Here is a 26325-nt window from a genome sequence, read left to right as displayed (position 1 = left end):
TCCTCAGCCCCTATAATAATTAATATGCAGCAAGATAAATTGCTAATATATCTTGCTCATTCATCGGTCTAGGGTTGTTGACCAGTAATCGTTCTTGTTTCATTGCATCTTTGGCTAACATTTCTAAGCTGCTTTTCTCTATTCCGAAACTTTCTAAACTTGTTGGAAGCCCCAAGTTATCAATTAAACATTCTAAATATTGAATAAGAGCCTCCGCTTTTTCTTCAATAAACACTAACGAATCGCACTTTTCTGGGATGAGAACTTCAGCTATTTCGGCATATAACTTTGCAGCAGCAGAAATATTGAATCGCATCACATGGGGAAGAACTAAAGAATTACTAAGTCCATGTGGAATGTGATAATGCCCCCCTAGTGGGTATGCAAGTGCATGAATTGCAGCAACAGGCGCATTAGCAAAAGCTTGCCCAGCTAAGGTTGCACCTAACATCATGTTACTCCGAGCTTCTAAGTCTTCTCCTTGATTTACAGCTACTTGAATATGCTTAGACATAAGTTTCAAGGCTTCAATGGCAAGCATATCAGAATAAATATTTTTTTTGATTAAACTTGTATAAGCTTCAATCGCATGTACCATCGCATCAATACCGGTAGCGGCAGTAATATGCGATGGTAACTTAAGTGTTAACGTTGCATCTAACAAAGCAATATCAGGTAATAAAACATTAGAGACTATTCCCATTTTCATTGCTTCACCTGTGGTAACTATTGAGATAGGGGTAACTTCTGACCCCGTCCCTGCCGTTGTAGGTACTTGTATTAGAGGTAATCTTGAATTAGTTAACTTATCTACTCCAAACGCGTCGCTTAATGTTTGGTCTGAATCAACGAGTGAAGCGATTAACTTAGCGGTATCTAATGAGCTCCCTCCTCCTAAACCGATTACACCATCAATCGAATTATTTTTAGCATATACTATTGCTTTCTCAATAATTTCTACTGGTGGATCAACTTGAACTTCAGCAAATAATACATAATCAATTGACGCACTTTTTAAACTGGCAATAATTTTGTTTTCTAAACCTAATTTAATTATTCCGGGATCTGTAACTAATAACACTTTACTAATATTTAGTTTTTCGCAATAACTGCCTAATTGAGAAGTTGCATTAAGCTCATTAACAATTGATTTTGTGGTACTAAAAATAAAAGACATATTTTTCTTCTTATTTAAAAAGAGGGGAGCGCCCCCTCTTTTAAGTTTTACAAAGTTGAGGGCTATTTAGAATGCGAATTTTACTTTAGCGTAAATAACACGCCCTAGAGGATTATGCTGTTTTGGGTCATAGCTGAGACTGCCAACAGCAATATATGCACGTGGTGGCAATTCATCAAGTAGGTTTTTAACACCTATAGTAAATACTGCTTCGCTGTCTTCTGTTATTCCAAAATTAGCTGAATATTGAGTATCAATAGTAGTAAAAGACTCTACCATTGAGCTCTCATTAGGTAAGGACGAGACATCAACTCCCGTTTCATAGCTTGATACATAGTTAACATTCACAGAAGCTCTTTGATTTTCACCTACCCAATTAAAGTGCAAAGTACCTTTAGTCTCAGGCATAGAGCGAGCAAAGTTATCTGTATTAAATGAACCAGCCGCCTCTACTACTTCACCATTTTCTTTAGTAATTTCATAAGAAATAAAATGTGAGGCGTTAAAGGCTAAATTAAATTGATCTGAAATATTCCATGTCGACTCGAAATCGATACCTTCAACATTTACTGCAGAGGAATTAAAATAATCGACTTTAACTGATTGTAAAAAACCGGCATCAGTTCGAATGATGTCTTCGCCATTTGGATCATCAATCAATTTACCCTGCGCATTTTCCACTGTAATCATATCCGTATAGTCAATACGCCAGTAATCTAGTTTAAAATCTAAATCGTTGATGGGTTTATAGATAAAACCTATATTGTAATTTTCAGACTGTTCAGGTTTCAAATCCTCGTTACCTGTTGCTATTACACCAACAAAAGCACTTGATTTTGGTGTTCCGTCAGTGTCGTAGTCGGTAATGCTGGTAATTACTGCTGAAGAGGCATTTTTCTGTGATAAAGATGCTTCTCTAAAAGCAGTACTTGCAGACGCACGTAAAATCCATTGATCTGATATTTGCCAGCGCACTGCAATTTTAGGATCAATACTTGAATCATTTTCTAACTTTTCATAGCGTAGCGCGGCTTTGACTTCTATAGTATCGGAAACTGGAATGACACTCTCAGCAAACATAGCAAACGAAACCCTATCTTCATCGACTTCAGATAAACCTTGTAAAAAAATCAAATCAACTGGTATAGGCGTGCCATTCTCATCAAATTTAATTTCAAAAACATCATCTGTTTCAACTTTAAAGCTTTCATTTCTCACTTGCATACCGGCGGCAAAGCCTACAGTTCCAGCAGGTAATTCGTATAACTCACCATCAATTACAGCATCTAACACTAACAAGTCAGTAGTTTTTTTAGATTCCGTCATATAAGTAAAATCATCAATCACAGATTGGCTCAAACTAGAGCGATCAAAAGGATTAAATAGTTCATCGTTATTTGGTCCACCAACACCGGAAAGTGCTGCCACTAATCTTGATTTCAATTGATCTTGCTGATATTGGGTATAAGTGTTTTTACTATAAGTTAAGGCTGTATCCCAACCCCAACCATTATCAAAGCTACCCACTAAATTTAGCGATGTACGGATTGTATCATTTTCACGAGGTGCTAAAGCTGGATCATGATCAGCTCCTAATGGCCGACCTAACCAAACAAGACCAACATTAAAGGGGTTACCCGATGCGCCAGGAGCAATGTAAGGAAAAGTTAAATCTGGATAACTCGGTGATTGAGGATTATCCTTAACCTCATTAGAACTCCAACTTAGATCTATATATAGCTCATTACCATTATCAAAATCATGGCTAATATTAGAGTATAATTGTGCTTGAGTTTCTGTATTTACTAAATTATAAATTGGACCATAATTGAAACCACATCTTGAACCATATGCTTGAGGCACAATTAAACCTAAACTATCATCTAAACAAGTAGGATCGGGAACATTTTCATACGCCCCATAAGTACCCTCATAAGCTCCATCTGCAACTACCGCATCCCCTAAGAGTAAAAAAGAGTTCCCTAATGAACTAAAAGCAACATCTCCTAGCTCGGGCCTATCAGCAATAGTTAACGGTGTTCTATCTAAATAATGACCTGAAATAGTAACGTAAGTATTATCAAATTCAGCACCCCATAGAAAACCTACTTCTGTATCTTGTTGATCACCATCTGTTACTTTACTCACACCAGCAGTAATTTCTAACCCTTCAAAGTCTTTACGTAATATAAAGTTAACAACGCCAGCTATAGCATCTGAACCATAAGTTGACGCAGCACCTTCTTTTAACACTTCTATTTGCTCTACTGCATCAATTGGAATATGGCTAATATCAACAAATACACTGCCATCATTTGTAATTGCACCGGACATCGTTTGACGTCGACCATTAATTAATACTAGGGTAGAGCTCAATCCTAATCCTCGTAAATTTACATTACCTGTTCCTTGGGTAGATGCTTGTGAGAAGGAATCCGCTTGGTTTTCAGCACCTGAGCTAATGGCTAATTTACCAATTAACTCAGAAACCGTAGTTGCTCCCGTGGATTGAATAAAGTTATGATCTAATACTTGAACAGGCTCTGCGGCATCTGCTTGTGTTCTTTTTATGTAAGAACCTGTTACAGTAATTTTCTCCACTTTATCTTCTTCAGTACTCGATTCCTCTGCAAAAGCCATATTACTAAATGCTATTGATATTGAAATCGCAAGTAATTTACGTCTTGTTGAAAATTGAACGTTTTTCATCTTTTTCCCCGTTTATATAGTTATAATTATATCTAAAGTTCTATTTTATTATTGTAAGTTCATTACTCTTTTAAGAGTTATTGCGCATTCAGCTATGGCACATTTAGCCTGTTTAAGGCTGCCGAAATTTATGAAACCATGAAACATATCCGTGTAACATGAATGCTTTACTGGAACATCACTCTCATTAAGCTTTGAGGCATAAAGCTGTCCCTCATCTCTTAGGGGGTCAAAACCGCAAGTCATAACAAATGCTGGAGGAATCCCACTAAAATCATTAGATTTCATAACATTAAAGCGAGGATCATTCTCCTGTTCCTCACTGATATATTGTTGATGAAACCATTTAAGTAATGTTTTTGTAAGCAGTAGGTTTTCAGAAAACAATTGACGACTTTCAGAGGTGTCATTTCCTATAATGGAAGGATAAATAAGTAATTGAAAATAAGCTTTAAAATCATGTCGTTCTTTATTTAATAAGCAATAACCTGTTGCTAGGTTTGCTCCAGCACTATCTCCACCGATTGCTATTCTTTTACTGTTTATCTTCAAAAAGTCAGCATGTGCTGCAATCCAATCTGCAGACTCCTGTGCATCTTCAACAGCACCTGGAAACATAGTTTCTGGGGCTAAACGATATGCAACCGAAATAATCACTAATTGTGATTGGCTGCAAAGTTGAGCGAGCATTTTATCGTAACTCTCTATATCCCCTAAGACAAAACCGCCGCCATGAAAATAAATTAAAGCCGGTAATATTTCATTTTCCTTATTGCTAGGGCGATAAATTCTTGCCGGTAAATCATGTGTTTTACAAGGGATTGTTAAATCTTGTCTAGTAACATCGTCAACAGCAGGGTGTTCAAAGGGGTTTAACCTGTGCTTTCTAACTGCTTGTAAATTTAATTCATAAACAGGAGGTAACGAATGAATAAAACTAAGCACTTCTTTAGCGCTATCATCAAGGCCAGAGGTAGATGCATATGCTGTTTCTGAAACGTTATCGTTAGCATATTGTTGACTAGCCATTGGTAGCTGTTCAATTGGTGCTTTTGAAGTATTTACATTAGTTAACATCGATTCGACCATTACTTAAAATCATTTGTATTTTGATAATGGTTAATTTTTACCGCGTTCGTCCAAAGCGCTCAAGTGACTTATAAACACCAAGGCGTTCAATTTTAGTCAACACAAAAAAATGCCATAAATAAGGAGACGAATTAATCAGTATGGATGATATTTTTATCACCCACATTCAAATAAACCTCAACAAAAGCTTAAATAAATACAATAATATCAGAATCTTAGATTTTGATTCTCCTTTTGAAATTTCACTCTGCTTCATTATTCATACAGAAAACAGTGCTATTAAAGCAGAGTCGTTGTTGATAAAAAAGATACATACTGTTGCCAAAAAGTTACTTGTATAAAAATGAAGCGTTCTCTACAAATGTAAGTGAAATCTAACAGCGGCTGTGGGTTGGATTTCATTTTCTAACAGCCCAATAGGTCCATATAACTTTAATTAAAAAGGTGACTATATTATGAAAAACTCTATTCAAATGGGGTCTAGAGCCCTCAAAACTGGTTTGTATATTATCTCTTCGATATTTACTTTGTTTACATATCAAACATTAGCGGGGACTTGGTCAACAGAAAGCTATTTATCAGGAATGGATTCCGTACACATATATACTCCAACAACAACGCCGGTATTGAATAATAAACGAGCGTTGATGATAAACCTACATGGCTGTCAAATGAGTAACACTGATATGAAATATTATGCCGACTGGAAGCCAACAGCAGATCAGTTCGGTATGATTGTCGCCCTTCCTGACGTGCCTGGTAATGGAGCTTCAGGTTATAGTTGCTGGGATTATTATGGCAGTAATCATTCGCGGACAAATAAATTTAATAATGAGATTATTGCCTTAGCGAATGAATTGATAAGTCGTTCAGCGTTAAATATTGATCCTAACCAGGTTTATATTACTGGCTTTTCATCCGGTGGTGGTCAAGCAAACGTAATCGCTTGTCTTGCTCCTGATATTTTTGCTGGTGTTGGTTCTTCAGCAGGACCTGGGCTTGGTACGACATCATATCAGTATACTAGCGTTCCGTGGAATTACTCGACATCAAGCCAGGCAGCATCTTGTCAAAATTTAGCAGGAACTCATGCTTCAGATTTGAACACACAAATTTACTCAACAATTCATGGAAACTCTGATCCAACAGTAGCCCCAGAGTTTAATAATACAGGGGCCGATATTATGGCCAAGGTTTATGAAGCTACAAACGAGAGTACTGCAACATCCATTGCGACAGGTGGGACAAAAGTTATCTTTTCTGATAATGAAGGGCCTCGTATATCAAAAATATCAATCAGTGGAATGGGTCATGATTGGCCTTCAGGTAATGGTGGTAATACAGGGTATTTTGTCAATACTAAAGTAGACTACCCCAATTATGTTACTCAATGGTTCTTTGATAATAATCGTCGAATAAATATTTCTAGTCCGATTGACTTGGATGGTGATACATATAATGCAATTAGTGACTGTAATGATAATGATGCAGGCATAAACCCTGGAGCTATTGAAATTTGTGGTGATGGCATTGACCAAAACTGTAGTGGTAGTGATCTTGTTTGTGGTACGGCCTGGGAGTGTAAAGAATATACCACTTACAATACCACCCACTATAATGCATCACCTAGGCGTGCCACCTACTGGTATTATAATTTCCTGTATCATTACTATGCTAAAGGTAGTGGAGAAGAGCTTGCTTTTGTTGGACCTTATTCCATTACAACCATATCAGAAACTAGCGAAGGCTACTTTGAGGCAGGCAGTTGTTCTTAATTGTTCAAACCACCTAAAGAAAACCTGCTAATCATTACACTTAATAATAGAATTGATAAGCTCAAAATTCACGTTTGGTAGACCCGTATCAACTAGAGCAATGAGCTTAACTAAATTCGTTTATGTAAATCATCGAAAACTTTAGGCGAAAAGGTTAGTTAGTATTCAGGAAAGAATGTCTCCGCCCCTATAGTCTTATATTACTTAATATCCTGCTTTTAAATCGACAGACTCAGGAATAATATTCTTTTCACGATACATGTTTATGTTTTGGGTAACAAGGTTAACTGCTGAGGTGATATTAGTTGGCGCTGATATGTGCGGTAGCACAGTGATATTTGGATGAGACCAAATAGGATTATTAGATGATAAAGGCTCTTCTTCAAATACATCGAGAACAGCATGAGATAAATGGCCATTACCTAATAAGGTTAACAGCCCTTTAGTTTCAATCACACCACCGCGTGAGAAATTTATTAGCTTTGCTCCCTTGGGAAGCTTGCTTAATAATTTGTTATCAAGCAAATGATGAGTGTGGGATGTTAGCGGTAATAAGTTGATTAAAATATCAGTTTGGCTAAGCATTGTTTGCAAACCACTAGAGCCGGTGTAATTTTTAATGCCGCTAAGCTGCTTTGAACTTCGACTCCAACAAATTAATTGGTAATCTAAATGACTAAGCGCCTCTAAAGCCGCCATACCAAGCTTACCGGCACCGAGTACACTCACTCGAAGCTGTTTAGATGATATACAAGGTAATTGATTCCATCGTTTTTCTTGTTGCTGTAAGGCATATTCAGGTATGTTTCGTTGTAAATACAAAGTCCAGCAAAGCACTGACTCAGCCATCGATTTTGCCAATTGAGGATCAACTAGCCTGACTATTTTCACCGGTGAATTAGGGAGTTCACTGATTAATCGCTCTACCCCAGCCCATAAACTTTGTATCCAAACTAAATTAGGAAACCTAGCTAAATCTTTAGGGTTTGGGTTGGCAACAATGGCAATATCGATGTCTTTAGCATGAGAGTCACTGATTTGCTTAGGCAACAATATCGTTTCATTGATTAAACTCTTTTGTAGTAAAACCAACCATTGTTTTTCAATGCTCTTTTCTAGCTCACTAATAAACACAATATTTTTCATGGTTTAAAAACCTCATTAATATCCACAAAACTCTTAAATTCTATTGGATTGCCAAAAGGGTCAATAAAAAACATAGTGTTTTGCTCACCAGAGGTATTTTTGAAACGTTGTGTTGGTGGGATAATAAATTCCATATTTGCGCTCATTAGTTTTTCAGCCATTGTATTCCAAGTATTTAGAGGAAGAATAATACCAAAGTGCGGCATAGGTACAGCAATGCCATCCACTTTCCCTGTAAAGGATGAAGTTAATGGTAAACCAATATGTAAGGATAATTGATGCCCAAAAAAGTTAAAGTCAACCCAAGTATCTGTGCGCCTTCCTTGTTGTGCCCCAAGTAAATCGCCATAAAAAGCACATGCCTTTGTTAAGTCGGTAACATTTATTGCTAAATGAAAGATGGTCTGTTGCATGGTTAACCCAATTAAATATTAATATTACTTTGCATAAAATAGCAATCAATCATCAAAAGTAATACTATCTTATACTTACTTTCACCATAAGAAATTATTATGGATATCCGTTTTATATCAAGCTTAATCGAAGTAGTTGATACAGGCTCTATTGCTGCTGCCGCCAGAAATCAACTCTTGACGCCTGCTGCTGTCAGCCAAAGAATAAAGGCTTTAGAAATAACATTGCAGTGCCAATTACTTAGCCGTGAAGGACATAGCGCCAAGCCCACCGCAGAATGTTTGCAGGTGTTACCTAGGTTAAAACGGATAATCAAAGAAGTTGATGCTTTACAAGGTGACTTAGACGAAACGGGTTTGACTGGAGAGTTGAAAGTGGGAGCTATTTCAACTGTGCTTACCGGATTGCTTCCTAGTGCCATACAGTATTTAACGGTAAATACGCCCAAACTAAGTCTACAAATAGTGCCTGGAACCTCTGCTCATTTATATCAGCAACTTATAGCAAAAAAACTAGATATAATTATCATTGTTACACCGCCATTTATCCCTCCAAAGTATTTGAAATTTAGCCCTTTATACGCTGAGCAACTTGGCTTTATCTGCAGTCAAACTAACGAACTGGGCATTAATGAGTCTTTATTGTCAAAGCCTTATATTCAATATGATCGTTTAGCTTGGGGAGGAGCGATAGCCGACTCGTATTTAGTTGATAATAATATTCATACTAAATCAGTATGCGAGATTGATGCCTTGGAATCGATTGTTCTGATGGTAAAACGTGAGATGGGAGTATCATTAATGCCCATTTGGGATGGGCTAAATGAAATAGCTAGTAATATCAAAGTATTACCGATTGAAGGAGAAAAATACCAAAGGCACATCACCTTAATCTCTCACCGGCAAGTAGGTAAAGAGCCGCTGATTACAGCATTCTCACAAGCGTTGCTTCGAGTGCGTGAAGTGAAACTTGCAAACATATAATTTACAAACCCCAAAGAAAAACACATAAATAGACAAAACCTATCAATACAATAACAACTATCGATTATACAAATACAGCGGTTCATTTTATTATTATCCCGTCTTTAAGAAACTAACTTTTAATTAACGGGAGTTCATCATGAACCAATCAATTATCAATACTACAGTACAACCTTTTAATGCAACTGCTTTTCACAATGGCGATTTTGTTGAAGTAAGCGAAAAAGATATTGCCGACAAATGGTCAGTATTTTTCTTTTACCCTGCTGATTTCACTTTCGTTTGTCCAACTGAGCTAGGCGATATGGCAGACCACTATGCAGAGCTACAAGCCATGGGCGTTGAAGTTTACTCAGTATCTACTGACACACACTTCACACATAAAGCTTGGCATGATGCTTCAGATACGATTAACAAAATTAATTACCCAATGATTGGTGACCCAACTGGTGAAATTACGCGCAACTTCGGTGTCATGATTGAAGAAGATGGTTTAGCACTTCGCGGTACATTTGTTGTTAACCCTGAAGGCGAAATCAAAATTGCTGAAGTACATGACCTAGGTATTGGCCGTAGCGCATCAGAATTATTACGTAAAATCAAAGCAGCTCAATATGTTGCTGAACATGACGGTGAAGTATGTCCAGCTGCATGGCAGCCAGGTGCAGAAACATTAGCACCTTCTTTAGACCTAGTTGGCAAAATCTAACCCCAACTTAATTTGAAGTTATTGCCACAGCTTTTGTTGTGGCAACGTCTCCTTACTTTTTCCTATTATCCGCAGAGGTCATTATGTTAGACACTAATTTACAAGCACAATTAAAGAGTTATTTACAAAATTTGAAAACCCCCGTCGAGCTAGTTACCTTTACCGATGAAAGCTTAAAGGGTAAAGAGTTAAGCAATTTAGTAACACAAATCGCGCAGCTATCTCCTTTAGTAACAGTAGTAGCAGGCGATGATGACAGTGAACGCGTGCCTTCAATGCTAGTACGCGGTGTGGCAACTAATAGCGAAATGCGTTTTGCCGGTATTCCTATGGGGCACGAGTTCACTTCTTTAGTGATGGCACTATTACACAGTGGCTCACACCCTTTAAAAATTGACGCAGAAGTTATTGAACAAGTACGTAACCTTGAAGGTGAATATCAGTTTGAAACCTATATTTCATTAAGCTGCCAAAACTGTCCTGAAGTGGTTCAGGCACTGAATATGATGGCGGCCATCAATCCACAAATTAAACACGTCATGATAGATGGTTCATTATTCCAAACGGAAGTCTTCGATCGTGATGTCATGGCAGTACCAACGGTATATTTAAATGATCAGCCTTTCAGCCAAGGACGTATCTCTTTAACTGAAATTTTGAACAAGGTAGATAGTGGCGCCAGTAAGCGCCAAGCCGAAGCGCTAGCCGAAAAAGATAACTTTGACTTTTTAGTGGTTGGCGGCGGGCCAGCAGGTGCAGCGGCAGCCATTTATGCAGCACGTAAAGGCATTAATACTGGCTTAGTCGCCGATCGCTTTGGTGGTCAAGTAAGCGATACCATGGCCATTGAGAACTTTATTTCAGTTAAAGCCACGGAAGGCCCTAAACTGGTAGCCAGTTTAGAGGAGCATGTTCGCGATTACGATGTTGATATTATGAATAACAATAAGGCGAGCAGCATAAAGCGCAATGAAGAAACCGGTTTGGTTGAAATTTCACTAGAAAATGGCGCGCTATTAAAAAGTAAATCAGTCGTCTTAGCGACAGGTGCTCGTTGGAGAGAAATGAATGTACCGGGTGAGCAAGGATATCGCGGTAAAGGCGTGGCTTATTGCCCACACTGTGACGGCCCGTTATTTAAAGGTAAACCTGTTGCAGTAATCGGTGGCGGTAACTCAGGTATTGAAGCAGCCATTGATTTAGCCGGCATAGTTGAGCATGTTACTGTTTTAGAATTTGCTGATACTTTACGTGCTGATGAAGTGTTAGTGAAAAAGGCGCAGTCTTTAAGCAATATCACCATTATTACTCAAGCGCAGACCACTGAGGTTATTGGTGACGGAAAACGCGTAACTAGTCTAAGCTATACCGATAGAAGTACGGGTGAAAATCATAGCCTAGCCTTAGCGGGAATTTTTGTACAAATTGGTTTAATGCCCAACAGTGAATTTTTACAAGGCAGTATTGAATTAACCAATCGAGGTGAGATTATCACTAGTGCGACAGGTGAAACTTCAATGGCAGGTGTTTTTGCTGCAGGCGATGTTACCGACAGCCCGTACAAGCAAATCATCATTGCTATGGGCAGTGGCGCCACTTCAGCGTTAGGCGCTTTTGACTACTTGATTCGCCAAGATATATAGCGCTAATTTAGTCTTTTAAAAACCAAACAATCTCAAGGGTCTATTCACCTTTCGGGATTGTTTGGTTATTTATTTGCATTACCCTACTTCTCTTTCAATTTCCCTAGTTAACAATAGAGCAACCCGAAATAACAACCCATCAATTTCATACACCAAACCAACAGTAATGATAATTGTTATCAATAGCATTATCATGTAAACTTCTGCCAAAAATTTACTATTAATAATATTAATAAAGGCAGTACCCATGAAACACTTCACCTTATCTAAGATTGCATTGGCAACTTTAATTTCAACCAGTAGTCAATTGACTTTAGCCGCAGACAAAACACCTGAAGAGCATGATATAGAAACCATTACGGTTACAGGCCAACAAATTGAGCGTTCACTGCAAAATACCAAAGAAAGTGTTTCCGTGATAACTAGCGACGCGATTGATCATATGCCTGTGGTTCAGTACAGCGATTTACTTGATATAACCCCAAATGCTTTTACTCTAGGTGGCGGTGAATCATTCGGTTTACGCGGTATTTCACAAAATTCAGCATCCACGGGTGGCGGTGATGGTGCGTTAGGTACCTTGTATATAGATAACGTAGCTTACACGGGTTACTCAACTCGTTTTAATCCAAAAGATTTATGGGATATTGAGCAAGTTGAAATTTTACGTGGCCCACAATCTACCAATGTTGGTCGAAATGCACTTGTTGGTGCAATGGTTGTGAAAAGTAAACGCCCAGAGCTTGATCAAAATCTCGCGAGCGTTAAAGTAGAGCTAGGAAATTATGGCTCACAAACGGGCTCAGGTATGGCAAATATAGTCATTACCGATAACTCTGCTTTACGCCTTTCGGGGCAAGTTTATAAAACTGATGGTTACATCAACAATGTCACTTTAGCTGATGATGAATTTGATGCCCGTGAAAATACCAATCTTCGTGCCCAATACTATGTTGAATTTAGTGAAGACTTTACTGCTAATTTAACTTTAGGTCATGCTAAAACCAAACGTGGACAAGATATTTATCGTGCTGACTTACAACCAGAAGATAGCTACACCAGTAGCGCAAATATCGCTGCCGATGAAGATTATGAAGCCACCACCGGCTCACTTAACCTTGATTACCAAATCAATCAATCTTTTAACTTAAACGCAATCACTTCCTTTATCGATGGTGATTATTATCGACTTGACGATGATGATGAGGGCCCTGAAGGTGGCAACGCCTATCGTAGCAGAAATGCGCAAGATAAAAGCTGGGCACAAGAATTACGATTAAGCTATAGCTCAGATACATTGCAAGGTGTTTTTGGTCTATATTACACCGAAGTAGAGTTATTTAACGATACACGCGCGTTAACGAATATCTCTCCCGCAGATGTTGGTGTACCCGATACCTTACTCGCTTTCTACCCGAGTGTATTAGAAGTTAATACGCTGACACCTTTTGAACAAAAAACGACAAACTATGCCATTTTTACTGAATGGGATTATAAATTATCCCCTCATTTAACCTTATCGGCAGGATTTCGTTATGATAATGAAACACAAGACTCATTATCCAATTCTTCAAATACCTTAGCCGAAGGCAGTGAGCTTCCTGATCCTGTTGAAGCAGGCGCCTTAGCCGACCTTCTTTACCCTGGCGCTGGTTTAGGGCCTGTTATTCAAGGTGGTGTCAGCCAAGTTAATGCCGCTTTGAACTCACAACTTACGACTACTCAGTACCCTGAACGTAATGCAGAATACGATGCCTTTTTACCACAAGTTGGTATTACTTATGATATCAATGATGATATGTCATTAAGTGCTTTTTACAAACAAGGCTATCGCGCAGGTGGTGCTGAACTTAACTTAGTGGGAGAGCAAAGCGAATATGCTCCTGAGTATTTGGACAACTTTGAAATAGCCTATCGTTCATTATGGCTAAATGGTGATCTTGTGTTTAATGCAAATGCTTATTATGGTGATTGGACCGATCAACAAGTCACTCAGTGTGCTCCTGACAATATTTACAACTGCTTAACGGTTAACGCCGGTGAATCAGAAATTTATGGTGTGGAAGCAGAATTTCATTACACATTAACTGATGATGTCAGTATTTTTGCAAGTACAGGTTATGCTCATACTGAATTTACTGACTTTATTAGCTCAACTGAAGGTGATTTAAGCGGTAAAGACTTTGTATACTCACCGGATCTAACAGCCGCCATTGGTGCTCGTGTCTATTTAACAGAAGCCATATATGTCAGTGGGAATATCAACTATCAAGACAGCATGTGGGCAGATTTTAGCAATACAACGGAATTGAACGCACGCACCTTAGTTAACTTAAAAGCCGGTTATGAAGCTGAAAACTTTGTAATCGACGCATATGTTACTAACTTAACTGACAAGTTTTATCTACAAATGAACTCCGCCGCTAGCGATGGAAGTGTCTCAGTTCGAGGTGGTGCACCGCGTCAGTTTGGTTTGGCTGTTACTTATCACTTTGAATAATAGCTTCCAAGTTAATTAATAACGGCCCTATATCAAGGGCCTTTATTATTTTCTTAACCCAAGCTTAGCATCCAAACTTGAGCAAACAATGAATAGAGCAAAATGGTTTAAACTACACAGTTGGGTAGGAATTAAAATTTCTATCTTTATTTGTTTTATTCTAATTACTGGCACCTTAGCTGTTCTTTCTCATGAAATAGACTGGCTGACAAATCCTGCATTACGTGTGGATAGCGCTACAGTTGATAATACCGATTGGTCAGCTATTTATCAGCAAGCAAAAGCCAAGCACCCTAATAAAAGGTTGTTACATATTCAAGCACCACTAGATCCTTGGTTTAGTGCCGAATTAGTTTTTTATCAAACCGAAGATAGTTTTCATCGCAATTTTTTCCACCCGAGTACCGGTGAATATTTAGGTGACGGCCGTTGGTATAACTGGCAACGTTTTTTTAGGATGGTACATCGCCATTTAATGTTGCCCACTAAAATAGGTGTTCCCATTGTCAGTACCGTTGCAATACTCATGGTGCTCTCTTTGCTCACTAGTTTTGTTGTATATAGGCAATGGTGGCGTGGTTTTTTTAGAATGCCTCGTCGAAATCACCGAAAATTTTTCTGGGCCGACATGCATCGTTTATTGGGAGTTTGGAGTATATGGTTAATTATAGTCCTCTCTATAACTGGTCTCTGGTATTTAGTCGAAGTGTTAGGACTAAAAGCTAGCTATCCAGACCGAGGAAAAGTACAACCTCAGCTTAGCCAACAAGAACAACAAATACACACTGAAGTAAAAATGCCAAGTGTGGCAGTATTTAATAAAATGCTTGCTACAACAAGGTTACAATTTCCCGAGCTTAAAATACAGAAGGTAGTTCTGGGCCAAAGAAACGGAGCAGGTATAATTTTTCAAGGCCAAGCAAATACCATCTTAGTGAGGCCTAGAGCTAACATGATTAGCTTTAATCCATACTCTGGAGAACAATTAGTACTAAATCGAGGGGAAGATTTATCTATTCATGCACGCATTTCTGAAGCAGCAGATCCACTTCATTTCGGCACATTTGCTGGAATGCCCTCAAAAATTATATATTTCATTTTTGGCGTTATTTTAAGCACTTTAGCCGTAACAGGTACCTACCTATATGGCATGAGAGTCGCAAAAGTTGATAGAAATGAGCCAAATCCACAAGGTAAATATTGGCGTGCGGCAAGTAAAAATATGAGCTGGGGTAAATGGTTGTCGCTATTTTTGATTGTATTAAGCTTAGTGTTAATATTTATTGTCTTTAATGACTTAGTAAACCCTAATCAGGTGTAATCGATTCAAGTTTACCTCGTTCTTAAAGGATGTTTAGTCTTTTATTTGACCAAGCGGCTTAATCCAGCTGCACTTTAAATTTACCCGTGGTGCGAATATAAACCAGAGCTTCTTCACGACTATTTAATTGGTGAGTGAAGGCTGTTACTGAACTGAAGTAACTGCCTGGCGATAACTTTTTAGGCTGAAGAACTTCTGTCGATTGATAAGTAACTTGCCCTTTAATCACCACAGCACGAAATTCTTTACCTTTCGAGTTAATAAAGCCTTTAAACCCTGCAGGTAACTTAACTAACATGCCGCCTAATTCATTAGGCTTGGTACTGCCCCAAAGTGGAGTAACCTCAACGTCACTAACGTTAACAAACCTAACATCATCTTGGCTCAGCCAAACAAGGTTACTCTTATCAAGATTAATTGCTCGCTCACCATTATCAAACTGTTCAGTGGTTGGTTTAACTAAATACGGGCCACTATCAATTTCTAAATAAATCATATTGCTTTGGCCATCAGCCGCAGTAATATGATTTTCACCCGCAGGTTGTGTCCAAAAAGATCCCACAGGCATCCAAGTCGTTGCAGCCTTTGGATCGTCATTATGCATAAAACCATCTATAACGATGCCACGGTAAGAAATATTGTGAATATGTGGCGGTGAAGAAAAGCTCTTATTAAATTTTACTAGCATACCTGTGGCTTGGTTTTTACTTCTATCCCCCCACAAATCTGCTGCTGCAGGACTTTTATCACCACGCAGTGGATTTAAATACCCCCATTGTATTTCATCAGCTTGCACCACGATTGATGAAACATGCTCATCACTTGCTTTAGCAAATGAGGCAAATAAAAAACTAACAAACACTATGGTTATAATACGTCTAAAAAGTAGCATTGATAAAACTCACCTAGAAAAAGGCTACATGCTAGCTTTTTTAATTAGTGTACATAAGTCAGTAAAACTAAAAACACTTTCAATGAATAATTGATAATTCGACTAAAAGGTTATTTAGTCACGATATTTCTAGCCCCTTTAATAAAGGCTTCTTTGTCGACATTGATAGGCTCTGGAATTAGAATTCCTTTTTGTACCGCAGGTCGTTTAGCAATCGACTCAACCCAGCGAGTTAGGTGCGGGTATTCGTCTAAACTGACGCCTGACCAATCATGTGTATGTACCCAGCACCAATTAGCCATATCGGCAATAGAATATTCCGCCGTTAAGTATTCACTGTCGAGAAGTTGTTTATCCAATACTGAAAACAATCTTTTCACTTCATTTTGATAACGGTCGATCACCGGTTGAATTTTTTCAGGAAAGTAACGATAAAACACATTCGCTTGCCCCATCATAGGCCCAATACCACTCATTTGAAACATCAACCATTGCATCACTTGTGATCGACCTTTTTGATCTTTGGGTAAGTATTTACCTGACTTTTCAGCAAGGTATACCATGATTGCACCAGTTTCAAATACCGAAAAATCATCATTACTTCGATCGACTATTGCAGGAATTCTGCCGTTAGGGCAAAGCTGCAAAAACTCAGCTGATTTTTGCTCTCCACTCATTAAGTCAATAGCATGTACCTTATAATCAAGTGCCATTTCTTCTAAAGCCACCGAGGCTTTCCAACCATTTGGCGTAGCTGCCGTATATAAATCAATCATATTTATTCCTTAAAAATAAACTTATCAGTCTAAGCGCTATAGCTTTGTCGTGCAGAGACTTTCTCATACCATGCTAATAAATGTGTGAGTTCATCACTAGGGCGGATTTTAACAACGCGAGCAAAATCTATTGCACATAACAAGGTAATATCAGCAATACTAAAATAATCACCAACTAAATAAGTGGAATGGGCAAGGTGCTCATTTAGTTCCGTTAGGTAGTTTAACGCATTTTTACCTGACTCAACTCCCCACTCTTCTACAGGTGTCATTCTGTCTTTAAAATAGCCACTGGTGTGTTGAAAACACATACCAATGGGTAACATAAAATAAAATTCAACTTGTCGCTGCCACATTTCCACTTGAGATTTTTCTAGTGCGGTACGCCCCATTAATGGATTTTCCGCATGATTTTCTTCAAAATAACGACAAATAGCGACAGTTTCTCCAATACAACTACCATCATCTAATTCTAAAAAGGGCACTTTAGTGGTGGGGTTTTTGGTTTTGATTGCTGATGTTAGGTTTTCACCCGCTAGTATATCTAACTGCACATACTCAATATCTATACCTTTTTCAGCAAGAAAGATGCGCACTCGACGAGGATTAGGCGCAGTACGAGTTTCATAAATTTTCATTAAATCAATCCATTAAAATTAAACTACCACTACTGTACCAGTAAATTCTTCTCAGACAAATGAAACTTATATAAGTTATTTATTACCTAAATCCTGACAGGTTAAAGCAAGACAAATTGGGTAACCATAAAATAAAACCCAATAGACAGAACAAGCAAATTGGTTTACCAAAAAAATATATAAATCAACTAAAAATCTTAAATTTAACATTTGTATCAATACTCACTACTATAATATAACCAAAAACAATAAACACAACAAAACCAATAAAAACAAACACAAACAGTAACGTTAATTATCGTACGAGTATGTTCGTGTTAGAAACTCAGGTAATTTATTTGTATTTACCAAAAATATACACTACCGTTAATTGGGTAACCAATAACAAATAACACAAAAAATATTGGTATTACCAAAGGGTTTGTGTTTCATATTTAAAGCTTTAAACTCTTTTGACTTTTGATAAAAATATCAAGTTAACAACAATAATTATAATGAGGATATGATGAATAAAAATATCAACAAACATCTCAAATTTGCCTTAGCTACAACGGCAATTACTTTCAGTAGCTACTCAATTGCCGCAACTCCAACATCGATATCTGATAACGGTAATGATGGTAATATCGCTGCCAATACCATTGATAACGACCCAACATTTAGTACGCGTTGGTCTGCTAATGGCAATGATGGCAGTCAGTGGTTGCAATATGATTTTGGTTCTGCGACTAGTTTAAGTGCGTTAAATATCGCCTTTTATAAAGGCAATGAGCGCAATACTTATTTCAAAATACAAAGCTCTGATAATGCCTCGAGCTGGACAACCTTAGTTGATAAATCAGGTGGTGGCAGTGCCGGCAATACTACTGGTTTAGAAACCTTTACTTTTGCTGGTGATACATCAGCTCGATATTTTCGAATTCAAGGCTATGGTAATAGCTCAAACACTTGGAATAGCATTACCGATGTAGAATTTATTGATGGTGGCTCTACGGTTTATACCAGTGTTCCTGGCATCATTGAAGCTGAAAATTATGATGACTACTATGACACGACCTCTGGTAATGCTGGTAAAGCATATCGCAGTGACGATGTCGATGTGCAAGCGACGACAGACGATGGTGGCGGCTATAATGTCGGTTGGATAAAATCTAGCGAATGGTTAGAGTACCCAATTAGCGTTACAAGTTCAGGTACTTATACTGCTGATATCCGTGTTGCTTCATCAAAATCAACCGGCGCTTTTACACTGTCGGTTGATGGTAGTGAAAAAGGTAATGTTAGTGTTGGCAATACCGGAAACTGGCAAACATGGACAACAAAGACGGTTGATTTAGGTAACTTAACTGCTGGTAACCACATTTTACGCATTGATGTTACTGGTAGCGACTTTAACATTAATTGGCTTGAGTTAAGTAAAGAAACAAGTCCAACGACTGGCTTTGACTGGGATGGATGGAAAGTTACCATGCCTGTAAACGGTGATACCTATTACGGTGATGGTAATACGAGTAGCGCTGCAGAGATCCAACCAAGTGGCTGTACAGATGACACCTTTGATACTGATTTAGCTAATGATTATTTCTGGTCAGACAGCGAAGGTTTACACTTTAAAGTACCAATGAACTTAGATGGTAAAACACCAAATACTTCATACATTCGCTCTGAGTTACGAGAATTATATGACTGGACTCCTTGTGGAACCACTAGTGAAGCAAACTGGTCATATGGCGGCGATCACACCTTAACAGCTACGGTTCGCATCGATGACTTCAATGCCGACACCACTAAAGTTGTGGTGGGTCAAATTCATGGTCATGATATAAGTTATGCAACAATCAAACTACATTGGGAAGGTGACAGTAAACCTGTTCGTGTTATTTATAATCAAAGTCCTGACAGTTCGACTCCTAATAACGTTTATTTAGGGTATGTTGATTCTTCTGACTTTTGGAGTTACACCATAAAAATGACAGATTCAGGCATTGAGCTTTCTGCTGGTGGCGTAACAGAAACCATTACTTTTGGTAATGAATTAAGTAACGACTGGAAAAATGCCGATTTCTATTTTAAAGCAGGTCTATACCCGCAGGAAAAGCCGAATGAAAGCTCAACAGATATTTACGAAGCGACATTCTCTGAAGTAAAAGTAACTCACTAGCGGTTGAAATTTAACAGCGATTGAAAACACAAAAGCCTGAACAAGAGTTCAGGCTTTTTATTAAGGCTCTCTTGCTAACTAATCCCATGAGCACGAATATTTTTAACGTTGGTATTCATTAAATGGCGTATCACAAAACGAAAGAGTATTTTTTTAAGACCGGATAAATTGCTACCATAATTTTGATAGAAATTATCAGGCTGACTATATTCACCAAAGTCATCGGCAATGCCTTCACTTTGAATATAAGTATCTTTCCCTCGCCAATCAATATCAGGATTGAGCAAACATTTAGTCGCGATGCCATAGCCAGAAAAACCTTTATTTTTCTGAGCAAAACTTTGCTGTATTTTTGTTAAATAGGCTTTATCGATAATGTATCCTTCTAAATTTAGCCACTGCCCTTCATGGTATACTTCTACCCAACTATGGATAATTCGCTCAGGTGCAAAGAAAAATAAATAATTGGGAATAGCGCCGCGCTGTAAGGTATTAAAAATAGTGAAACCATGAAAACGAGTTGATATACCTACAGCCCTGAGTAAGGCCATTAATAAAGTGCCTTTGGTATTACATTGACCATAACCATCTTGCAGCACTTGACTCGCTGATAAACGATCATCACGGTTATAGCCGAAGGTTATTTCATCTCGTACGAAGTGATAAATTTCTCCAATCGCCTCATACTCCGACAAACTTCGCCATTGTCGTTGAGTAATTAAATGTTGAATATCGGGATGGTTAAAGTCCAGCATTGAAGTTGTTTGTAAATATTCTGTTGGTTGTGTTGTCATAGGAAACCTAAGCTTATGTTGTTGTCATAAGCCTAGAATAGTTTCTCTGTAATAAGATAAATTGAATGAACTAGCTAACCTAGTGTTAAGTTAGCTAAGCTAAGTTTTACTAAATAAAGCCTGAGCCTGCCTAATCGTCATACCAAAAGTTTTCTTGAAGGTGCGACTTAAATGAGCGCTGTCGGAAAACCCTGACTTGTATGCCGCATTGGTAGCCGAGTCACCTATAACCATTGCTTGTAGCGCACATATCATCCGTCGCCATAATAGGTATGGTCGCCAAGGTATCTCTAATTCATCCTTAAACAGGTGGAGAAAACGACTTTCAGATAAGGCTAATTGACTAGCGACATCACTTGCTCGCCAACTTGCAGGTTTGAGACAATCTCCCTGTAAGCAAAAATCTAGTTTTGCGATTAACTGTCCGATACGTTGATCTTTTACCTGACTAGCATTAACGCTAATTGAGTGCTGACTTAAGCTCAACGCCTTAAACAAAGGTGCAAGCAAGAAGGCTAAATCGTCTTTTTGAGAGGGCTTGTTCTCGCTAGAAAAAGGGGCTAGTTCGAAGCTTCGATAAGCGTTGCCAGCTAACCGTGAAACGAGCGTTTCTCCTAATAAGCTTTTTGGCTCAACCAATAATACCCATCCCCCCGACATCTGTAATTGATGCTCAATATTCGAATCAATAATGACTGGGCCATTAATATTGCCACCATTAATGCGACAAACAGAATGACTTTCCGGCCAGATGATTTGTATTGCATGATGACAATGTGAGTCTGCATCTAAGCTAGCGCCGTAAATACTGATAACCCCTAATTGAATCCAAACACTTGCGTCAACCAATGAATACTCCGCTATAAATAACCATTTTCGCTATAATTAACTCTACTTATTTTTGGTGGATAGGTAAATAAATATCAAATTTTGTGCCTTGAGAAATAACTGAGCTAACGTCAATACGCCCTTGATGATCATCAATGATTGATCTAACTATATGTAGCCCTAAACCTGTGCCTTTACCTACAGGCTTAGTGGTAAAAAATGGGTCGAAAATATGTTTAAGATTAAGCTGAGAAATTCCTGAGCCATCATCTTGAAAGCTCAATTTCACTTCACCATCACACACACAAGACTGAATGAATACATTGCCTTTATTTTCAATCGCATGAGAGGCATTTACCAGCATATTAATAAAAACCTGCAATAATTTTTGAGAAAAACCGAGCACTTGTACATTCGCCTCTAAAGACTTGTTAATCTCGACTTTATATTTCAATTCGTTGGCGACTAAAGTTAAGCTTTGCTCCACCAAGTTATCAATATCGACCAACTCAGGGTCTTTATTATCCACATGAGCGTAATTGCCTAAATCTTTAATAATTTTACTTACCCGCGCAGCTCCGTCTAAAGTAGAAGTAATTAAAGGCTCTATATCATCAACGATATACGCTAAGTCTTGCTCCTCATATAACTCTTTAACACGGGTATTTTCATTATGGCTATTCGCCAACTTTATGTAAGAAACGATAGGAATAAAGTAGTCTTTTAAAATATCTAGATTGCTGCGTATAAAGCCTACAGGGTTATTAATTTCATGGGCAATACCCGCTGATAACTGACCTATTGACGCTAGCTTTTCGGCATTCATTAATTGCTCATTAAGGGCTGACAACGCTTTTTGACTATGCTTTCGCTCATTAATATCACTAATAGTAATGAGATAATTAACCCCTGACTCTAACGTGATTTTACGACCTGAAAATTCAATATGAGGGTTTTCAAATTTTGGCGATAACAATGACTCTTCCATGTTGTTTAAAGCCGACTCTGCATCAAACTCACCCTCAATTGTCGCCAAGGTTGGTAAAAACTCACTAACGGGCTGGGCAATAATATCCGACTTTACGGCAAGGAATAATTTTTCTGCTTCGCTATTACACTCAGTGATGATTCCTTGTTCATCAAGTAGTAGTAGAGTACAAGGAATGGTACCCATAATGGTGCTGATCTTTTCGTTAACACTTATTACGTTTAGATGCTCTTGTTCGGTCTTTTGCTTTTCAATGGTGATATGCTGAGTAAACTGCTGTATGGCTGTAGATAAATTAATAATCTCTTTCGGTGCATTGGTCTGCCTAAACTCTAGAGAGCTGCCATTGTGAATCGCTTGTTGAGCAAGTTCTGTGATATTTTCTATCGGCTTAACAATATATTTACTAACCCAAGTGACTAAGGCCAAAATAATCACTAAATAGAGAACGATTAACAGCCAAGTTAAGATACTTAACGATCGGTTTTGACTGTTTAATTTCGAAGCTAAGTCATTGCTTTTTGAAGATAACTGAGCATAAATTTTTTCTAAGTTTGCCACATATTCAGTGGTGACATGATCAGATGCTGCAACCTGCTCTTGCCACACAAAGATATTCTCTTTTGATAATTGAGTAAAAGAACTAACAATCGCATCATTTCGTTGTATCGCACTAATTAATTGCCCTATAACTTTAAGACTAGTTTCATCTACGACTTTGCTCTCAACACTGTCTAGTAACTGCAACAATTGACTTGATTGCTCGTTAATACCTTTGGCTAAATAGGTTTGCCTATCTGAGAACAATAAATCTTGCGTCGTTAGCCAAGTTTGCGACATGGTAAAAAGGTGATCGATCGTTTGCACCAATAAACGAGATTCAAAATGGTTTCTCGATAAGGTTTCAACTTTTTGATATTGCCCCCAAAGTGTTGTAAAAATAATGACACCTGAAAGTAGTGTTGATATAGCTAGTAACTGATTACAATTCGATATCCTCATCCCTTACTCACTGTTATTAAGTTAAAAATTTATTTATGTTTGATTTTTTGCAATTCATCTCGCCAAAGTAAATCAGTAATTAACAAGGTTTTCAAAGCACATCTCATCACTACGTTAGCAAGCTCTGGTGCCTTTTTTGCCGCTATAAACTCATTATGGTTTACAGATACACCATCACTATTTAGCAATGCTTTTAATGATTGAAAATCTTGACCGATAAACATACTTTTAAACTGTTCATCTTCAATTATTGCCTTTTTAGGGCTACGACAACGCTGAAAAGCGAAATCAATTATAGTTAGGTGTTTATCAAGCGCCCAAACAATCTCAACCAAGCCCCATTCACTTTGCTCTGAGCGCACATGGATATAACCAAGGGCTTCGCCTGCTTCCATTGCTACATATAAAGTATGCTGCCCTAATTCACTAAAATGCAAATCATTACTTGGCAAAGCTTGCTTGACACTTTGCCTGGTGTCTTCATTAACCTCTTTCACAATGGAGAGTTGGTTAGTTTTATGTGGAAATAATTGCGCAATTTGGGCAACAGGATCCCGTAAAGAGCAATAGGCTATCGCGTTAACTACCTGAGATAACGACATGAGTAATAAAAATAGTGTGATAGCTTTCATATTAGAACCTATATCTTAATTGAGCCCTGAAAAGGTCCTGTTTAACACTGGATTCAGGGGAGCTGATTTGTTTACGACTCGATAAACTAAATTCGAGCTGGCCATTAATTTGATAGCTAGCACCAATATTCATTATTTTCTCAGTATTAACCGCTTTTTCTTTGTCGGTTATCACTAATTGCCCATACACTTTTAATTGCTCACTGATGGCGGTTTTATTTAGCTCCAGCAAATAATACTGTTCACTTTGCCAGGCTGATTCTTGTTGCTTTTCTTCTCCCAATGCAATCTCGCCAAGTAACCCCCATGTTCCGTAATAATACTGCCAGTCAATAGAAGCGCGTTTTCTTGTTACTTGATCTATTTTTGCCTGCAAAAGAGATAAACCAAAGACAAAGTTATGATGACTTAAGGTGCCAATTCGTCCTGTAACGGCATATGAACCATCAATTGATTTCGCTTTATCCTTCCCGCCCAATGTATAGCTCACATTGTATTCAACATGCTTAAGTACTTTATTTAACCCCAAGCCCCAATCCAGTTTAGTGCCTAAGTTTTTTCCGTGATGATAATCTAGTAAACGACCATTGGTGTCTATACTTTCTTCTAAGCCAAAGGGTAAAGTGAAATGCCCTAGCCTTATATTTGGCATCCAGATAGACGTATCTGTGTAATTTACATGCGCTTCTCTAATAATTAGCCGGCTATCATCTTCAGAGTCAAATAACCAAGGTACAGGTGTTTGATTGGATAATTTGGTAAAATAAAATTGCCCTACCGCATAGCCAATGTCGCCGTCACTTGCAGTGAATACCTTATGAGTATCTAAGCCCAACGCATAAATAGCACTTTTGTTATCTGCAGCAATATTGTTATTAAATCGTGCACTTGCATCTATACTCCAACGTAAATTATCAGTCACCTTGGCATTACTCGGGGCTAAAAATAGCATCAATAAAAACAAAACTATCCTCATAACAACTCTCTCAATTGGTAAATACCCTTAACAAACCGCTAGACGATTCAAAATAATATTACCGGTACGTACAGACTCCCGTAATGAGGACTCGGCATTACCAATTAAGTCATCGCATAAGGTATCTTCTAAATTAGCAATACCGATAAATGCTCGAAGCAGCAGAGGTTTATTTTCAAGTTGCTCAGTAATGTTTTTTGCAACGAGTGTGGCATCATTCGCGTCGGTTTCGGTGAGTAAAATAGCAAAAGTTTGCTTACCCCAGTGAATCACTTTATCTGAAGTTCGTCGCATCAAGACTTGAATTAATTGCCCTTCAATAGAGGACTCTATTGCCTCGAAATCACCAGTAGAGATTCGCAACAAGATAAAACTTAATGAATGCTGAAAGCGTTTTGCTCGCGCAATTTCATACTGTAAACAAGTTTGGAAAAAGCATTCTTTGGATATTGCGCCAAATGAATCTGTCATGTTCACTTGAGCAGCAATAGCAGGCTGACACAAACCTCGTTCGATACGAATTAACAAGGTTTTAATATCAAAAGGTTTAATCACATAGTCATCTGCACCTGAAAGTAAGCCTTCACTTTCTTCTGTGATTTCGCAGGTGAGAATGATGATTTTTGTTGCCGCAAATTTACTGTCACTTCGCAATATACGACATGCTTTTAAGCCATTCATCACAGGCATGCGAATATCCATTAAAATGAGATCTGGTTCAGTATCATTGGCCAGTGCAATCGCTTCTTCACCATTACATGCCTCAACAATAGAAACGTGCATATTAGACTGATTAAACTTACGCTTTATACCTCGAATCAGTGCATGCCTTACACCTTCTTCATCATCAACTATCAGGACTTTTTTTTCAGTAAGCATCTCAGATACCCCTTACAAAATAAGTGAACGTTATGATAATTTGTGAATGTTGACTAACTACTAATCACAATAATCATGCGCAGATAACAGATATTTGCAATTGCTGTACCAGAGGGAGGATGATGATATAAGGTACTGATTACCTGATTAATTCTATAGGTAACAGTTAATAGAAAATAATATTTACCTGCTTATTTTGCATTTAAAGAATAGCTAAGTTGCAAATTGCAATACAAGGTAAACTTAAAAGGGCGAGAACAAATTGTTCGTAGAAAAGGCGTTTATAAAAACTA

The 26325-nt window shown here is 38.0% G+C and carries 21 protein-coding genes; 7 read left to right on the top strand and 14 right to left on the bottom strand.

The window, feature by feature from the left end; translation table 11 throughout:
- Window positions 1-19: 19 nt before the first annotated feature.
- From AC27IF_RS00330 to AC27IF_RS00320, 3 genes are all read right to left on the bottom strand, one after another.
- A complete protein-coding gene (locus AC27IF_RS00330) occupies window positions 20-1177 on the bottom strand; it encodes an iron-containing alcohol dehydrogenase (protein WP_487051047.1) in 1158 nt (385 codons plus the stop codon).
- Between the two features lie 66 nt (window positions 1178-1243).
- Window positions 1244-3886, bottom strand: coding sequence for a TonB-dependent receptor plug domain-containing protein (locus AC27IF_RS00325; RefSeq protein WP_487051045.1), 2643 nt, complete (start codon window positions 3884-3886; stop codon window positions 1244-1246).
- A 48-nt stretch (window positions 3887-3934) separates the two neighbouring features.
- A complete protein-coding gene (locus AC27IF_RS00320) occupies window positions 3935-4963 on the bottom strand; it encodes an alpha/beta hydrolase (protein ID WP_487051043.1) in 1029 nt (342 codons plus the stop codon).
- Between the two features lie 467 nt (window positions 4964-5430).
- Here AC27IF_RS00320 and AC27IF_RS00315 point away from each other — a divergent pair, with 467 nt between their 5' ends.
- On the top strand, window positions 5431-6750 hold the full coding sequence (locus tag AC27IF_RS00315; protein WP_487051041.1) for an extracellular catalytic domain type 1 short-chain-length polyhydroxyalkanoate depolymerase: 1320 nt from the start codon (window positions 5431-5433) through the stop codon (window positions 6748-6750).
- 204 nt (window positions 6751-6954) lie between these two features.
- On the opposite strand, the gene AC27IF_RS00310 is transcribed toward AC27IF_RS00315, so the two are convergent.
- The gene (locus tag AC27IF_RS00310; protein ID WP_487051039.1) at window positions 6955-7896 is read right to left on the bottom strand and encodes a 2-hydroxyacid dehydrogenase; all 942 of its coding nucleotides are present in this window, start codon (window positions 7894-7896) and stop codon (window positions 6955-6957) included.
- A complete protein-coding gene (locus AC27IF_RS00305; protein WP_487051037.1) occupies window positions 7893-8309 on the bottom strand; it encodes a VOC family protein in 417 nt (138 codons plus the stop codon). Before AC27IF_RS00305 ends, AC27IF_RS00310 begins: the two co-directional genes overlap by 4 nt.
- Window positions 8310-8408: 99 nt before the next feature.
- Here AC27IF_RS00305 and AC27IF_RS00300 point away from each other — a divergent pair, with 99 nt between their 5' ends.
- From AC27IF_RS00300 to AC27IF_RS00280, 5 genes are all read left to right on the top strand, one after another.
- A complete protein-coding gene (locus AC27IF_RS00300; protein WP_487051035.1) occupies window positions 8409-9293 on the top strand; it encodes a LysR substrate-binding domain-containing protein in 885 nt (294 codons plus the stop codon).
- A 139-nt stretch (window positions 9294-9432) separates the two neighbouring features.
- Window positions 9433-10002: an alkyl hydroperoxide reductase subunit C gene (ahpC, locus tag AC27IF_RS00295; protein WP_487051033.1), complete on the top strand. Its 570-nt coding sequence runs from the start codon at window positions 9433-9435 to the stop codon at window positions 10000-10002.
- Window positions 10003-10085: 83 nt separating this feature from the next.
- Window positions 10086-11645 (top strand): alkyl hydroperoxide reductase subunit F, encoded by a 1560-nt coding sequence (gene ahpF, locus AC27IF_RS00290; RefSeq protein WP_487051031.1) that lies wholly within the window; start codon window positions 10086-10088, stop codon window positions 11643-11645.
- Window positions 11646-11892: 247 nt separating this feature from the next.
- Window positions 11893-14145, top strand: coding sequence for a TonB-dependent receptor (locus AC27IF_RS00285; protein ID WP_487051029.1), 2253 nt, complete (start codon window positions 11893-11895; stop codon window positions 14143-14145).
- 88 nt (window positions 14146-14233) lie between these two features.
- Window positions 14234-15466, top strand: coding sequence for a PepSY-associated TM helix domain-containing protein (locus AC27IF_RS00280; RefSeq protein ID WP_487051027.1), 1233 nt, complete (start codon window positions 14234-14236; stop codon window positions 15464-15466).
- Between the two features lie 58 nt (window positions 15467-15524).
- Here AC27IF_RS00280 and AC27IF_RS00275 read toward each other — a convergent pair whose 3' ends face one another.
- From AC27IF_RS00275 to AC27IF_RS00265, 3 genes are all read right to left on the bottom strand, one after another.
- Window positions 15525-16358 carry a DUF4437 domain-containing protein gene (locus AC27IF_RS00275; RefSeq protein WP_487051025.1) on the bottom strand — a complete coding sequence of 278 codons (834 nt, stop codon included), beginning with the start codon at window positions 16356-16358 and terminating at the stop codon, window positions 15525-15527.
- A gap of 110 nt (window positions 16359-16468) precedes the next feature.
- On the bottom strand, window positions 16469-17134 hold the full coding sequence (locus AC27IF_RS00270) for a glutathione S-transferase family protein (RefSeq protein WP_487051023.1): 666 nt from the start codon (window positions 17132-17134) through the stop codon (window positions 16469-16471).
- A 29-nt stretch (window positions 17135-17163) separates the two neighbouring features.
- Window positions 17164-17772, bottom strand: a complete 609-nt coding sequence (locus tag AC27IF_RS00265) for a glutathione S-transferase family protein (protein WP_487051021.1) — start codon at window positions 17770-17772, stop codon at window positions 17164-17166.
- A 502-nt stretch (window positions 17773-18274) separates the two neighbouring features.
- Here AC27IF_RS00265 and AC27IF_RS00260 point away from each other — a divergent pair.
- A complete protein-coding gene (locus tag AC27IF_RS00260; protein ID WP_487051019.1) occupies window positions 18275-19933 on the top strand; it encodes a polysaccharide lyase family 7 protein in 1659 nt (552 codons plus the stop codon).
- Between the two features lie 74 nt (window positions 19934-20007).
- Here AC27IF_RS00260 and AC27IF_RS00255 read toward each other — a convergent pair whose 3' ends face one another.
- The 6 genes from AC27IF_RS00255 to AC27IF_RS00230 form a co-directional block, all read right to left on the bottom strand.
- Window positions 20008-20727 (bottom strand): transglutaminase-like domain-containing protein, encoded by a 720-nt coding sequence (locus AC27IF_RS00255; RefSeq protein ID WP_487051017.1) that lies wholly within the window; start codon window positions 20725-20727, stop codon window positions 20008-20010.
- A 99-nt stretch (window positions 20728-20826) separates the two neighbouring features.
- Complete coding sequence (locus AC27IF_RS00250) at window positions 20827-21576, bottom strand: helix-turn-helix transcriptional regulator (protein WP_487051015.1); 750 nt, start codon at window positions 21574-21576, stop codon at window positions 20827-20829.
- 46 nt (window positions 21577-21622) lie between these two features.
- A complete protein-coding gene (locus AC27IF_RS00245; protein ID WP_487051013.1) occupies window positions 21623-23545 on the bottom strand; it encodes a PAS domain-containing sensor histidine kinase in 1923 nt (640 codons plus the stop codon).
- A gap of 29 nt (window positions 23546-23574) precedes the next feature.
- Window positions 23575-24177 (bottom strand): hypothetical protein, encoded by a 603-nt coding sequence (locus AC27IF_RS00240; protein ID WP_487051011.1) that lies wholly within the window; start codon window positions 24175-24177, stop codon window positions 23575-23577.
- A 1-nt stretch (window position 24178) separates the two neighbouring features.
- Window positions 24179-25153 (bottom strand): hypothetical protein, encoded by a 975-nt coding sequence (locus tag AC27IF_RS00235; protein ID WP_487051009.1) that lies wholly within the window; start codon window positions 25151-25153, stop codon window positions 24179-24181.
- 27 nt (window positions 25154-25180) lie between these two features.
- Window positions 25181-26032, bottom strand: a complete 852-nt coding sequence (locus AC27IF_RS00230) for a response regulator (protein WP_487051007.1) — start codon at window positions 26030-26032, stop codon at window positions 25181-25183.
- Between the last annotated feature and the right edge of the window lie 293 nt (window positions 26033-26325).

Source organism: Colwellia sp. KS18-150 (genome assembly GCF_057551365.1).
This window is presented reverse-complemented; position numbering and strand designations above follow the sequence as displayed.

Excerpts from the sequence above, each read along its gene's own strand:
- AC27IF_RS00300 (WP_487051035.1), top strand. The coding sequence starts at position 8,409 with ATGGATATCCGTTTTATATCAAGCTTAATCGAAGTAGTTGATACAGGC.
- AC27IF_RS00260 (WP_487051019.1), top strand. The coding sequence starts at position 18,275 with ATGATGAATAAAAATATCAACAAACATCTCAAATTTGCCTTAGCTACA.
- AC27IF_RS00275 (WP_487051025.1), bottom strand. The coding sequence starts at position 16,358 with ATGCTACTTTTTAGACGTATTATAACCATAGTGTTTGTTAGTTTTTTA.
- AC27IF_RS00285 (WP_487051029.1), top strand. The coding sequence starts at position 11,893 with ATGAAACACTTCACCTTATCTAAGATTGCATTGGCAACTTTAATTTCA.
- AC27IF_RS00245 (WP_487051013.1), bottom strand. The coding sequence starts at position 23,545 with ATGAGGATATCGAATTGTAATCAGTTACTAGCTATATCAACACTACTT.
- AC27IF_RS00315 (WP_487051041.1), top strand. The coding sequence starts at position 5,431 with ATGAAAAACTCTATTCAAATGGGGTCTAGAGCCCTCAAAACTGGTTTG.
- AC27IF_RS00310 (WP_487051039.1), bottom strand. The coding sequence starts at position 7,896 with ATGAAAAATATTGTGTTTATTAGTGAGCTAGAAAAGAGCATTGAAAAA.
- AC27IF_RS00330 (WP_487051047.1), bottom strand. The coding sequence starts at position 1,177 with ATGTCTTTTATTTTTAGTACCACAAAATCAATTGTTAATGAGCTTAAT.
- AC27IF_RS00325 (WP_487051045.1), bottom strand. The coding sequence starts at position 3,886 with ATGAAAAACGTTCAATTTTCAACAAGACGTAAATTACTTGCGATTTCA.
- AC27IF_RS00230 (WP_487051007.1), bottom strand. The coding sequence starts at position 26,032 with ATGCTTACTGAAAAAAAAGTCCTGATAGTTGATGATGAAGAAGGTGTA.
- ahpF (WP_487051031.1), top strand. The coding sequence starts at position 10,086 with ATGTTAGACACTAATTTACAAGCACAATTAAAGAGTTATTTACAAAAT.
- AC27IF_RS00265 (WP_487051021.1), bottom strand. The coding sequence starts at position 17,772 with ATGAAAATTTATGAAACTCGTACTGCGCCTAATCCTCGTCGAGTGCGC.
- AC27IF_RS00255 (WP_487051017.1), bottom strand. The coding sequence starts at position 20,727 with ATGACAACACAACCAACAGAATATTTACAAACAACTTCAATGCTGGAC.
- AC27IF_RS00280 (WP_487051027.1), top strand. The coding sequence starts at position 14,234 with ATGAATAGAGCAAAATGGTTTAAACTACACAGTTGGGTAGGAATTAAA.
- ahpC (WP_487051033.1), top strand. The coding sequence starts at position 9,433 with ATGAACCAATCAATTATCAATACTACAGTACAACCTTTTAATGCAACT.
- AC27IF_RS00305 (WP_487051037.1), bottom strand. The coding sequence starts at position 8,309 with ATGCAACAGACCATCTTTCATTTAGCAATAAATGTTACCGACTTAACA.
- AC27IF_RS00240 (WP_487051011.1), bottom strand. The coding sequence starts at position 24,177 with ATGAAAGCTATCACACTATTTTTATTACTCATGTCGTTATCTCAGGTA.
- AC27IF_RS00270 (WP_487051023.1), bottom strand. The coding sequence starts at position 17,134 with ATGATTGATTTATATACGGCAGCTACGCCAAATGGTTGGAAAGCCTCG.
- AC27IF_RS00235 (WP_487051009.1), bottom strand. The coding sequence starts at position 25,153 with ATGAGGATAGTTTTGTTTTTATTGATGCTATTTTTAGCCCCGAGTAAT.
- AC27IF_RS00320 (WP_487051043.1), bottom strand. The coding sequence starts at position 4,963 with ATGTTAACTAATGTAAATACTTCAAAAGCACCAATTGAACAGCTACCA.